This is a genomic window from Microcoleus sp. B4-D4, from assembly GCF_036705185.1.
GTDB lineage: Bacteria > Cyanobacteriota > Cyanobacteriia > Cyanobacteriales > Microcoleaceae > Microcoleus.
The window spans coordinates 20,182-32,742 of record NZ_JAUBTX010000004.1; the positions used below are offsets into that span (position 1 = coordinate 20,182).

The 12,561-nt window shown below is 46.3% G+C and carries 9 protein-coding genes; 4 read left to right on the plus strand and 5 right to left on the minus strand.

The features are described from left to right. Nucleotides 1-263: 263 nt before the first annotated feature. Entirely contained in the window at nt 264-437 is a 174-nt protein-coding gene (locus QUB13_RS04740) for a hypothetical protein (RefSeq protein WP_333379411.1), read from the minus strand. 287 nt (nt 438-724) lie between these two features. Between QUB13_RS04740 and QUB13_RS04745 the strand changes: the two genes are divergently transcribed. Both QUB13_RS04745 and QUB13_RS04750 read left to right on the plus strand, forming a co-directional pair. After that, nucleotides 725-3,481, plus strand: a complete 2,757-nt coding sequence (locus tag QUB13_RS04745; protein ID WP_333379413.1) for a Vgb family protein — start codon at nt 725-727, stop codon at nt 3,479-3,481. A gap of 660 nt (nt 3,482-4,141) precedes the next feature. Beyond that, a complete protein-coding gene (locus QUB13_RS04750; protein ID WP_333379415.1) occupies nt 4,142-6,946 on the plus strand; it encodes a PAS domain S-box protein in 2,805 nt (934 codons plus the stop codon). A 425-nt stretch (nt 6,947-7,371) separates the two neighbouring features. On the opposite strand, the gene dcm is transcribed toward QUB13_RS04750, so the two are convergent. Together dcm and pyrE are read right to left on the minus strand one after the other, a co-directional pair. Continuing rightward, nucleotides 7,372-8,658, minus strand: coding sequence for a DNA (cytosine-5-)-methyltransferase (dcm, locus tag QUB13_RS04755; protein ID WP_333379417.1), 1,287 nt, complete (start codon nt 8,656-8,658; stop codon nt 7,372-7,374). Between the two features lie 148 nt (nt 8,659-8,806). Further along, a complete protein-coding gene (gene pyrE, locus QUB13_RS04760) occupies nt 8,807-9,382 on the minus strand; it encodes an orotate phosphoribosyltransferase (RefSeq protein ID WP_333379419.1) in 576 nt (191 codons plus the stop codon). 86 nt (nt 9,383-9,468) lie between these two features. Here pyrE and QUB13_RS04765 point away from each other — a divergent pair, with 86 nt between their 5' ends. Beyond that, nucleotides 9,469-9,996 (plus strand): hypothetical protein, encoded by a 528-nt coding sequence (locus QUB13_RS04765; protein WP_333379421.1) that lies wholly within the window; start codon nt 9,469-9,471, stop codon nt 9,994-9,996. Between the two features lie 53 nt (nt 9,997-10,049). Here QUB13_RS04765 and QUB13_RS04770 read toward each other — a convergent pair whose 3' ends face one another. Both QUB13_RS04770 and QUB13_RS04775 read right to left on the minus strand, forming a co-directional pair. Next, on the minus strand, nt 10,050-10,799 hold the full coding sequence (locus QUB13_RS04770; protein ID WP_333379424.1) for a pentapeptide repeat-containing protein: 750 nt from the start codon (nt 10,797-10,799) through the stop codon (nt 10,050-10,052). Nucleotides 10,800-10,819: 20 nt separating this feature from the next. After that, nucleotides 10,820-11,464 carry a hypothetical protein gene (locus QUB13_RS04775; protein ID WP_194010953.1) on the minus strand — a complete coding sequence of 215 codons (645 nt, stop codon included), beginning with the start codon at nt 11,462-11,464 and terminating at the stop codon, nt 10,820-10,822. 324 nt (nt 11,465-11,788) lie between these two features. Here QUB13_RS04775 and QUB13_RS04780 point away from each other — a divergent pair, with 324 nt between their 5' ends. After that, the gene (locus QUB13_RS04780; protein WP_333379427.1) at nt 11,789-12,172 is read left to right on the plus strand and encodes a WGxxGxxG family protein; all 384 of its coding nucleotides are present in this window, start codon (nt 11,789-11,791) and stop codon (nt 12,170-12,172) included. The last annotated feature ends 389 nt before the right edge of the window (nt 12,173-12,561 follow it).

Consider the following 12,561-nt stretch of genomic DNA (forward strand, 5'->3'; position numbering starts at 1 on the left):
GTGGTCAACTCTCCTCGTAACTGGCTGCAAATAACGTGAACAAACCTGAGAGTAAAGCAACTGCACGGGCAAAGAGTGAAAGTCGGCATTTTTATTGTCTTCTATCCCACCTTGCCGCGCCCTTGGATATGGAAAGAGTTAGGAGGTGGTAACTGCGGTTGTGCTGTACTTATATTGTCAAGAATTCTTGCAAATTACTGCCTGTCTTTAATATACTACGTGACTTGGGAAACACTTTACTCCTTTGTATATTTTAAGACAATTTAGCTAGGACTTAACAAATTAGCTCTTAGAGTTGAGGCCGAACCCATCGGGACGTTTCCCCTAGAAGGCTGTTGGGCTGCTTGGAGAACAGTTGAATTTTGAGGATGGGGCTGGCTAAACCAAGACAGTTGGTAATTGTACTGCGATCGCGCGCCATCCCATCGAACAATCATTTTTTTGAGAAATTGACAGAAGTGCGATCGACAAATGTAGCAGATATTACGTCAAATTATTTCTAAAATTCCAGATACTTATTAAACCATTTGACTATTGAATTACCATAACAAAAAAGGTTCGTAGTGTGGAATGCGAGTCCGCTCACTTGTTACCGACTATCGATAGATCCCTAAATCCCTAAATCCCTAAATCCCTAAATCTAAAATCTGATTGTGATGCGTCCAAGACTGGTATAGTCAAATTCATATCCGATCGCGAAAATCAGCTCAAAAATAAATAGCTTATGTGGCAGACAACAGAACTGTTGGAAGAAAACCCTATTCAGGGAAATATTGCGGGTGTTTCAGCCGAAATACCCGACTTATTTGGGAGTAAGTTCGATCGCCTCAATCGGACGAACCAAATTGCAAACGGCAATACCAATGTTTTATTTGATACCAGCTATGACTTAACTCAAACACCAGATTTGGCGGCTGCGACTAATAGCGCGATCGACCTTCTCGACCCAATCACCCACTTTAGCATCCCGCCCTCAGAAAACAACAATCTTAAATTCGATAATAGCAGTATAACATCCCAGAGCGATATCTCCACTCAAATTCAGAGAGACGAACTGACAGGAATGGATTATCCTGTTGGCGGTATCGATAGCGAGCCAGAGCGCACACAATCCCAAACGTCCCCCCTATTACCAGCAGAAAAATGGACTTTCAACTTTAAAGATTATACTATCAACCACCAAGGCTTAAACACCCTCAACATCAAAGTAAATTACGACTTAAAACCGGGAATTGCCCAAGACGAATATCTCGATTTTGTGCCAATTTACAAAAGTATTGATAACTTCCTAATTAACTACCCGAACGAAACAGATGCTTGGGAAAATATCAACAAAAATCTGAGCCAAAAAGTGCTAGAGGAGAATCCGGCACTAACAGATGTTACCATTCAACTCGAAGTTTTGCCAACGAATAGATTACCCTACGATCGCTCTAGCACAGTTTTCCGAAATCGTTCCGGTCAAGTCAAAGAAAATGGTAATGTGTCCTTAACAAACTACGCAATCGATCACCAAGGAGCCAACAAACTAAATCTCGATGTTGATTACCAGTACAAACCGGGAATTGCTCCCAATAACTATCTTGATTTCCGGCCACTTTTCCAAAGCATTGATAACTTTTTAACCAAGTATCCGAACGAAACAGATTTTTGGGAAGTTTTCAATAAAAATTTAACTCAAAACATCCTCAGTGAAAATCCTGCCCTAGCAGCAGTTGATGTCAATCTTAACATCTTGCCAAACCAAAACTTGCCCTACAACCGCACCAGCAAAGTTACTCGCACTCAAGCCAGCAATCCTCAAGGAACATTCCTAGTGGGCAATACTAGGGGAGATAATGTACTGCGGTTTGACGGCAATACTGGCAACTTTCTAGGCGAATTTATTCCAGCGGGAAGCGTCGGTTTGTCCAATCCAGATACAGTTCTTTTTGGGCCAGATGGTAACGGCGATGGTAAGTCAGACATTTACATTGCTAGCGGCGACAAACCAGGAAATTCGGGAGAACCGACAGCATCTGCCGTATTGCGGTATGACGGAGTTACTGGTGAATATATTGATAGGTTTGTTGCTGACAAGCCGAATACAGCAGCCGATGAAACAGGCGGCTTGTCTCGCCCTTACGGTTTAGCTTTTGGCCCTGACGGAAATTTTTATGTCAGTAGTTTTTTTAGTGACCAAATTCTCCGATATAACGGCAAAACTGGACAGTTCATTGATGTATTTGCTGCTGGAAATCAGCAATCGGGAGGATTGAACGGGCCGAACGGTTTACTGTTTGCTCCTGACGGCTATTTGTACGTGACAACGCAGGGGAGTGTGGCACGTAACGGTGAAGCCGATTTTAGCCCTGGTTTCCCCAGTCAGGTGCTGCGTTACAACCCGGAAACCAGGCAGTCAAGTATCTTTGCTTCGCCCGAACCTTCGCCTCGGAGTCAGGGATTTGTGAGTCTTTTGGGAATGGCTATCGGGCCTGATGATGGCGACCTTTATGTGAGCGATTTTGCTAACGATATCAGGCGTTACAATTTAACCAGTGGGGAATTAATTAAGGTTTTACCTACGAATTATACTGATACTTCGCCCAGTAGCAATTATGTAGGTGGTTTGGCATTTTCGCCGATCGGCAATTTGTTTGCTGTGGGCTTTGATAACCGCGCCAGCGCTAACGGTGCGGGTGCTGTTTTGCGCTACAGTGGCAAGACTGACGAACCGCTGCCAATATCCAGCAATACTTTGTTGAGTAACAATTCTATTTTTGTTTCTCCCGACAGCAAGTTAGAGCGTCCAGTGGGAATTGCTTTCTTTCCATCGGATGCTCAATTAGGTCAAAAGTGGAATTTTTCACTAGCAAATTACCCAATCGAACATCAAGGGTTAAACAACCTGAATATTGATCTAAATTACAAGTACAAAGATGGGATTCGAGATTATCAATATCCTGATTTTGTGCCGATTTACAAGAGCATTGACAATTTTTTAGTTGATTACCCAAACGAAACAGATTTTTGGGAAATAATGAACAAAAACCTGACGGAAAAAGTGCTGGCAGAAAATCCGACAATTGCGTCTGTGACGGTTAATTTGGATGTTTTACCGACGGAAAAATTGCCTTACAAGCGCAGCAGCACTGTGACTCGGACAGCCGATGGCAAATTAGGAGAAGGCTGGGATTTCAAAATTCCTAATTATGCGATCGAACATCAGGGTTTGAATAATCTAAATATTGATGTCAAGTATCAGTATAAACCAGGAATTACCCAGGGTGAATATCCTGATTTTGTGCCGATTTACAAAGCCATTGACAATTTCTTGAGTGCTTATCCAAACGAAACGGATTTCTGGGAAATTGTGAATAAGAATTTGACGCAAAAGGTGCTGGCAGAAAATCCGGCTTTGAATTCAGTGGAAATTAATCTGGAGGTTTTGCCTACTAACCGATTGCCTTACGATCGAGCTAGTATTGTGTCGATCGCCTAACCTGTAAAAGTCGCTTTCCTATCAGGGTTGAATGAGCCTTGAAGGAGCGGTTTCTAAGAGCGATCGCGCATGATATGATTTGTGCCATAGATCTGTACGAGTTCGCGATCGCATTAAGACCACAGAAATCGGGTTTTTATGGCGATTCAAGGTCTATAGCGGTTCTCAAAAAGTGAGGTATGCCCGGTTTAGCCGGTTTGCCCTATGCCCTATCCCGGATAGTATCTCATACCAGAGCACAGAAAGGCTATAGATGCAGTATTTTCGTCCATCAAACTCGGTTTCTGGGCAAATAGTGCGTCCCAAGACTATACTTAGAAATGAAAATTTAATAACTTAAACATCTCCTGCAGTCCTATCCTATAAGTGCCGAGGTAAAAGGAGGCTCTTCCTCCGCACCTGCATTACCAGACAAAGGAGGCAGAGGCTCCGCACCTGCATTACCAGGCTCTTCCTGGTAACGAGCAAAAAAGAGTGCGTCCAGGACTATTGTGGAGAAATCGGGATCAACTAACCAACAGGGGCAGAGGTTCAACTAGAAAGCAGAGCAATTTTTTATCTTTTTTTTAGAGCGACCATCGAAATTGAGTGAATAATGGAAGTATTCAAAGAATTTTGATTCAAACTTTAAGTAAAAGATATTAAGGAATTGTTGTGAAAATGCTAAATATCCTCTTAATAGAAGACAGTGCCCTAGATGCCGAACTGATTGAGGCTTATCTAGTTGAAGGCGGTCTCAAGTTTTCTCTGCGGTGCGTAGACACCCAGGAAGACTTTGCTGCGGCACTGGACGAACAATGTTTTGATATTATTTTGGCAGATTATATGCTGCCTGGTTTTAACGGATTAGCGGCGCTCTCAATGGCGAACGCTACTTGTCCCGAAGTGCCGTTTATTTTTGTGTCTGCTACTTTGGGCGAGGAAGTCGCGATTGAAACTTTGAAAAGTGGCGCTACAGATTACGTTCTTAAACGCAGTTTGACGCGCTTGGTGCCGTCGATCGATCGCGCGATGCGGGAAGTGAAAGAGCGGCTCGATCGCAAAGCAGCTCAAGCGCAGCGGATCGAAAGCGAAGCGAGATTTCGGATGATGGCAGATACTGCGCCGGTGATGATTTGGATGTTGGACTCTGACAACCTTGGCGATTATTTTAACAAAGTTTGGTTGGATTTTACCGGTAAAACTTTGGCGGAAGAAATGGGCAGCGGTTGGATGGAAAGCTTGCACCCCGATGACTTGCCAAAATGTCGGGATATTTGCAACAGAGCCTTCGAGGCCCGCCGCGAGTACCGGCTCGAATGTCGCATGAGGCGCTATGACGGGGAATACCGCTGGGTTTTGGGTACGGGCGTACCCAGGTACAGACTCGATCGCACTTTTGCAGGTTACATCGGTTCTTGCATCGATATTAGCGATCGCAAATTAGCAGAACAAGAACGCACTGCCGCTTTGAAAAACGAACAAGCAGCTCGCAAAGAAGCAGAAGAAACAGCTCATGTCCTGCTCTCGGCCAACGCTCGAATTACTAACATTCTCGAAAGCATTACCGATGCTTTTGTCGCCTTCGATTTAAATTGGAACTACACTTATCTCAACCACAAAGCTCTCGAACTTTTAGGCAAATCACAAGCCGAACTCCTCGGTAAAAATATTCTGGATTTATTTCCCAATGCTGTAAAATTACCATTTTACAAAATGGCAGCAAAAGCATTAGCAGACCAGGTAACAGTAGAGTATGAAGAATTCGTGCCTTTATTGAATAAGTGGTTGAAAATGCGTTGTTATCCTTCCGATTCTGGTTTGTCGGCTTACATCGAAGACGTGAGCGATCGCAAGCAAGCAGAATCTGCACTCAAAGCTAGCGAAGAAAAGCTGAAAATGTTGGCAGAATCTAACTTGATAGGAATTGTCTTCGGCGATCTTGACGATGGCATCAGCGACGCTAACGACGAATTTTTGCGGATAGTGGGCTACCGGCGGGAACAGTTGGAGCGCGGGGAACTCCGCTGTAAAGACCTTACACCGCCGGAACACCTACCGCTGGACGATCGCAGCATTGCAGAGGCAAAAACAAATGGCGTTTGCACTCCCTACGAAAAAGAATACATTCGGCTCGATGGTAGCAGGATTTCTGTGTTTTTAGGATATATTTTGTTGGGGGAAAAGCGACAACAATTTGTGGCTTTTGTTCTCGATTTGACGGATCGCAAGGAGTTAGAAAAAGCACTGCACGATCGAGCCGAGGAATTGGCGCGAGCCAACCGGATGAAAGACGAGTTTCTGGGAACTTTGTCCCACGAATTGCGGACACCGCTGAATGCGATGCTGGGATGGACGCAACTGTTGCAAAACCGCAAGTTTGACGAAAAAACGACGGTTAGAGCTCTCTCAACGATCGACCGCAATACGCGATCGCTCTCAACTCTGATCGAGGATTTGTTGGACGTGTCGGAGATTATTACCGGCAAACTGTTCTTGAATTTGCGGTGGATGGATTTGATTTCGACTGTTGAGGCTGCGATCGAAGCTCTCGCCCCCGCTTGGAGGGCAAAAAATATTCAATTCGTAACGGATTTCGACGAAACAGCGGGGCGGATTTTTGGCGATTCCGGCCGCTTGCAGCAGGTGGCGTGGAATTTGCTGTCAAATGCGATTAAGTTTACTCCTGACGGCGGACAGGTAACGGTGGCGCTGCACAAAGTGGAGAGCACTGATGGACAAGCGCAATTAACTGCGAGTAAAAATGTGTCGCATCCTAGCGTCGAAATTGAGGTCAGCGACACGGGAGAAGGGATTGCGAGGGAGTTTTTGCCCCATGTTTTCGATCGGTTCAGCCAAGCTGACAGCTCTACAGCGCGACCTTACAACGGATTGGGTTTGGGTTTGGCTTTGGTGCGCCATTTTGTAGAAATGCACGGGGGAACAGTGGAAGCCGAATCGGCCGGTGCGGGACAAGGAGCGAGGTTTTTGGTGAGATTGCCAATTAAACAGTCTCATAGCGAGGGCGGAGTTTCTGTGGTAGGGCTTGGGGAGTTGGCGGTTGGAGAAACCCCGGCGCGATCGCACCCGATGGAGTCTTTTGTGAGCAGTAACCTTTCGGGAGTGCGAGTTTTGGCGATCGATCGCGACCGGGATTCCTTGGATTTTGCCCGTACAGTGCTCGAAGATTGCGGAGCCTTGGTGGAGACCGCGACCTCGGTAATGGAAGCCTTGGAGGTGATTTATTGCATGAATCCCGATGTTTTGGCGATCGAACTCGGAATGCAGGGGGAAGATGGAGAGGCTCTGCTGCAGCAAGTGCGATCGCGATCGGGGAACAAGGAAATTCCAGCGGTGGCGTTCACGGTAGCAGGTAGGGTAGAGGAACGGGTGCGGGCGCTGCGGCAGGGTTTTCAACTTCACCTGTCCAAGCCTCTCGATCCTGCGGAATTAGTGGCGGTGGTAGCAAGTTTGGCTGGGCGATGACGAATTGTCGATCGCGCCAGTCGATTTGAGATTTGAGATTTTTCTCGTTACCAGGCTCTACCTGGTAATGCAGGTGCGGAGGAATTGCTCGTTACCAGGCTCTGCCTGGTAATGCAGATCCAGAGGCTCTGCCTCTCTTTACCCCTAGGCTTCGGGGAGAATTGCTCGTTACCAGGCTCTGCCTGGTAATGCAGATCCAGAGGCTCTGCCTCTCTTTACCCCTAGGCTTCGGGAGAGGAGTTTGCTCGTTACCAGGCTCTGCCTGGTAATGCAGATCCAGAGGCTCTGCCTCTCTTTACCCCTAGGCTTCGGGGAGAGGAGTGTGAATGATATCGGAAACAAGATCAAATCATGTGCGTGCGTGCGATCGGCATAACAAAAAAATCGTAGTGCCCACACAACATAATTCGCCCATCCTTGGTGATTCAAAAAACACTAACTTTGTGTTTTATAGAAGACAAAACATTTTGCATAACCTCTTTCGCCACAGCCTTGACCACATTAATACTCACACTATTACCTAATTGATAGTAAGCCTTATCATCCTTGGGATGCAGCACAAAACCATCGGAAAAACCTTGTAACCGCGCCGCCTCGCGGGGAGTAATTCGGCGGACTCTGTGATTGTGATAAACACCTAATTTATTAGCATCGCTGGCAACAAGCGTTACAGAAATCTTTTGCGGATCGAGAAATTTATACACTTCAAAAGAAAAATTACCCGACACAGGCTTGTACAAATCATTTTTCCGCTGTAGGTACTTCTTAGCAACCAGCCAATCCAGAATTTCATCAAGATTGGGATGAGGAAAAAAAGTAGCGATTTGCTCTTTACTTAAAAGTTTACCATCTTGGTGACAGCCAAATTTTTTATTTCGCCTTTTTAATATAAAAAGATTCATCAACTCAATTTCATCTAAACTGCATTTTCCTCGCAAACCAAGTTCCCAAGAATGAATCGAATTGCCGCCGCGATAGTCAATTAACCGCATTCCGTGCAAGCGATTTAAATCATTGTTAACAATTTGTTTTAATGCCTTGACAAAATCTGGCGAACAATCATATTTTGGGTCTGGATTGTCTTCCAAAATATCTGCCACTGTGACAAGTTTACTTAACGGGGAAAATAACGATAGCTGTTGGTGGTTACAGGAATGGGAATCTTTTGGCCCTAAGTCGGAAACTAAGTCAAATTGGGGCGAAGCATTTAAAATTCCGACTAGGTAAACTCGGACGCGGTTCTGAGGTAAGCTAAAGTTAGAACTGTTGAGCAAAAAGCAATCGAAGCTGTAACCTCTAGTGGTAATTTCGTGTTTAATTGTTTCGAGGGTTCTGCCGCCGTCGTGGCTGACAAGTCCTCGCACGTTCTCGAAAATAAATGCTTGAGGTTTAGCGGTATCAATCAGCCTCATTATTTCAAAAAATAAGGTTCCTCTGGTATCGCCAAAACCTGCTTTTTTGCCAGCAGCGGAGAAAGATTGACAGGGGAATCCTGCTAGTAAAATATCGTGTTTTGGTAGTTGGTCAATTAGTCGGATATCGCCTAAAGGTGTGTCGGCAAAGTTTTTGCGGTAAACTAATTGAGCGTCGGGATTAATTTCGCTGCTTAAGAGGCATTCTGTTTTTAGATTCAAGGAATCAGCGGCTTCTTCAAACCCTAATCTCATGCCGCCTATTCCTGAGAATAAGTCAATAAAATGGATGGTTTTCATAGCATAAAAATTGCTGATTTAGATGGATATCTTGCAGCATTTTTAACAGGATTTAGACCTCTTTCATAGGATCCACATCCTCTGGATATTCGTTACCAGGTTCTACCTGGTAACGAGAAATTTTGGGGGCAAAATTAGATGCGCTAGCTTATTTCTTGCTACTAATCCATTCCTTGAGATCGGCGATCGTAAAAACGGCCTGAAAATCCAATCCCTGCTCGCGATATAATTGAGATCCACCTTGCTCTCGATCGATCAGCGACAACACGCGATCGACTTGATAACCCGCACCCCGCAACCGTTCCACCGCCTGCATAGCCGACTTGCCCGTCGTCACCACATCCTCCAAAACCGCAACATTAGTCCCAGCGGGCAACAGCGGCCCCTCAATATAGGCCATTGTCCCGTGTCCCTTCGTCTCTTTGCGGACAATTAGCGCCGGAATCGATCGACCTTCCAGAGCCGAAACCACACTTACCGCAGTTACAATCGGGTCAGCACCCAAGGTCAAACCGCCCACAGCCTGCACCTGAGCCGGCAGCATGGAGAGGAGTAAGCGCCCCGTAGCCAAAGCACCTTGGGCGTGCAAAGTCACCGGTTTGCAGTTGATATAATAAGAACTTTGCTGCCCCGAAGACAGCACAAAATCGCCCTCGCGATAGGCAAACTCGCACAACAAATCCAAAAGTCGATCGCGCAGCACCTTTAAATCCCCAGCATCCATAACTTACACCGTGTACAAAACACAAATAATCCGCCGATAATCAGTTTATATTGGAACCGTAATTAATCTAAAAGCCGAAGAAATATATGAGTCAAAAATTAAAAACTCTGAGCCGCGCCTTAATTCTCGCTGTCGCCTCTGCCACACTCGCATCCGTCAAAGGAGCTCAAGCAGAACCAGCCCGATTTCACCCGATTAGCGACGACTTCAACCGACAATTCTTTGAAGCTTCAGGAGACTTTTACCACAACGTCAGCTTGCAAGGCTACATGGGCGACTATTTAGGCATCGGTGCCCCCAGCGGCGTAGTTGCCTTTCCCGAAAAAGAAATCGAGCGCGATGCCAGCCGCATCAACGGCTTTTACCGACGAGTAATGCAGCGGCAAGTTTCCAGCGATCCGATTTTGCGCGTCCCGGATGCCGTCAATCCCTTCGATTCCTCAGTCATGGCGCTGCCTCCCGCTTGCCAGCTATCACCTCAACCGAGCGGCTGTTTCGCCACTCCCGCCGGACTCCAAGACCAATTTTTACCGAGAGAGCAGCAGCAAGATTCACAGACAGCCCCAGGCCCCGTTAGAGGACTTTATCAAGTATCACCAGTTCGAGGAAATTAATTGCCGGTGAGACCATTGGTTCGCAGTCAGGACGAAGAGTCCTCGCTGCGAACCTATGATGAAACAATGCTGCCGTCAGGCATAATTGTTTTTTTCAAATAAGCTTTGTCCAGATTAGCTCCCGCCAAGTTCGCCCCTCTGAGATTGGCCCCGGTCAAATTCGCTCCCCTCAAATCAGCTTTGCCGAGGTTAGCCCACCGCAAATCGGCACCGCTCAACAAAGCAAAACTGAGATTGGCCCTAAAAAAATAAGCTGCCGTAAAGTGAGCTTCCCCGAGGTTAGCTTTAGATAAATTAGCTGCGTAAAAATGTGCTTCAATCAATTCGGCTTGATTGAGATTAGCTTGACTGAGATTAGCATTATTGAGGTTTGCGCCGATCGCATTAACTCGAAACATCACCGCACCGATTAAATTCGCATCTCCCAAATCAGTTTGTTGGAGATTAGCAGCGCTGAGATCCGCCCCAATGAGATTGGCACCGCTCAAATCGGCTCCCATGAAGTCAGCATTTCGGAGATTTGCTCCAGTTAAATTGGCTTTAATCAAATTAGTTTCGAGCAGTTGCGCTCCCGCAAGATTTGCTAAACTGAGGTTAGATTCGGCAAAGTTTGCGGCAATTAATTTAGCATTAAATAAATCTATTTTAAAAAGGTTTGACCGCCCGAGTTGCGCGCCTCTGAGATTGGCTTGGGCGAAGTTAGCCTCGCTGAGATCGGGTTCTATATTTGGGTTGAGATTTCTCCATTCAATCCAACTAACTGCACCTTTTTTCAGGAGCGCTAAATGCTGTGGGTTTGCCATAATTGCATCTCCTTTAATGGCTATTCCTTGCGACCGGTAATTGCTGGATTTTCCCGACCAGATATGCTTTCCACCGCTGCAATTGCTGCCTGGGAACCTGCTAAAATATCTTGTTCTGAGCCACCGAGGTAAAGTCGCCCGAAACTGCCGACAGCCTGAACCTCTAAAATATTAATCGATGCGCCTTTTTCTGCTTCATTGGCCGCCAGCGCTGCATAGGCTGCCGGTTCTACTTCTAAGACATAAAGCGTTTGTCCCGCCAGCAGCAACTGTCCGCGGCGGGTGCGGTTGATTAATTGTGTTTGGTGCGCGTCAATGTTGCGAATAATTTGGCTAGAAATTACTCGCGGTTTAATAGATTCTTCTCTGCGGACTCCGATGAATTCTAGAATTGCTTTCCCTGCGGCCCGCGTTTCTCCCTGCTGGCCAGAGTGTACTTCCAGCAGGCCGTACAAGCGCTCGACTATCTGCACTCCGGGGCGCACGGAGGCGGATTTGAGGGCGACATCGGTAATTCGGTTAATTTCGATACCGGGTGAGATTTCTATCCACAGCGACGCATCCCCAGGAAGCGGCAAGAATCCAGCGGCGATTGTGCCGATGTATGCTGCGTGCTGCGGCTGCAAGTTGTCTAGAAATACGTAGCTGCGTAGCTCTATTCCCAAAAGTTTTGATCTCCGTCGATCGAGTTTCAACTGTTGTCTGTGCAAGATCTGAGTGTACCTTTTTTTGTCAACAACACATGATTAAGTTGTCGGAAGTCCCGGAGTGCCGAAACCGGCGAGGGAGGTGCGAGGCCGGGGATTTCTAGTGTCGGAGTGCCTGCGCGAGCTATGTTTAATTTCGTGTGCCTGCTAAAAATTGGATATAAATCTATAGTGATAGCTGGAATTTAGGAATGTTTACTGCTAGAGGTGGATGTAGCTGCAATAGCCGATCGATATATTGGTGACAGTTAAAGATTTTTCTAAGCAGAGAGCATTTGAATTATGAAGCGTTCTAATTTATCCAAGGCAATTGGTGCAGGTATTATAGCTGCTGGTTTAGCCATTGTGCCAACTCATCTGCCTGCTTCGGCTCAGACAGATCCAGCTCCCGGTACTAACAGCAGAACCACCACAACTACTACTATTCCGAGCACCGATGCTCAGACAGCTCCAGCTCCCGCTACTAACAGCACCACCACTACCACTACCGTTCCTCGCTCCGATGTGTACAATGCTGATGCCGATCGCGGTTTTGATTGGGGATGGTTGGGCTTGCTAGGCTTAACTGGTTTGTTCGGTTTAATTCCCCGCAAACGCGAAGAAACTGTCCGCTATACAACTACAACGGGCGATCGGGATCCAGCCGTGCGTACCGACTACCGTTAATGCTCCCGTGGACTTGCAGCAGACAATCATGTAGGAATAGGATATTTAATATCAATTCCGGTTGCACTCCTCATGATGTTGACTGTTGACTGTTGATTGTTAAGAGGGCGGGCACGGGGGCACCGCCCCTACTGACTGTTGACTGTTGACTACTGACTGTTGACTGTTGACTGTTGACTGTTGACTGTTGACCGTTGACTTTTGACTGTTGACTGTTGACTGTTGACTGTTAATCGAACAACTGAAAATTGCACCGAGATAGGTGGTGACTTATAAAAATCATTCATAAATTGCCCTCTAATTTATCACCTGACGATGCAGCGGGAAACGATATAACTTGTCGGACTAGCATCAACAATTATCAAAAAACCTCGCAAATGGAGGTTTTT

What these genes read in the sequence shown, in the direction of transcription:
- QUB13_RS04780 (WP_333379427.1), top strand. Translation starts at nt 11,789, where the DNA reads ATGAAGCGTTCTAATTTATCCAAGGCAATTGGTGCAGGTATTATAGCT.
- dcm (WP_333379417.1), bottom strand. Translation starts at nt 8,658, where the DNA reads ATGAAAACCATCCATTTTATTGACTTATTCTCAGGAATAGGCGGCATG.
- QUB13_RS04740 (WP_333379411.1), bottom strand. Translation starts at nt 437, where the DNA reads ATGATTGTTCGATGGGATGGCGCGCGATCGCAGTACAATTACCAACTG.
- QUB13_RS04745 (WP_333379413.1), top strand. Translation starts at nt 725, where the DNA reads ATGTGGCAGACAACAGAACTGTTGGAAGAAAACCCTATTCAGGGAAAT.
- QUB13_RS04770 (WP_333379424.1), bottom strand. Translation starts at nt 10,799, where the DNA reads ATGGCAAACCCACAGCATTTAGCGCTCCTGAAAAAAGGTGCAGTTAGT.
- QUB13_RS04765 (WP_333379421.1), top strand. Translation starts at nt 9,469, where the DNA reads ATGAGTCAAAAATTAAAAACTCTGAGCCGCGCCTTAATTCTCGCTGTC.
- pyrE (WP_333379419.1), bottom strand. Translation starts at nt 9,382, where the DNA reads ATGGATGCTGGGGATTTAAAGGTGCTGCGCGATCGACTTTTGGATTTG.
- QUB13_RS04750 (WP_333379415.1), top strand. Translation starts at nt 4,142, where the DNA reads ATGCTAAATATCCTCTTAATAGAAGACAGTGCCCTAGATGCCGAACTG.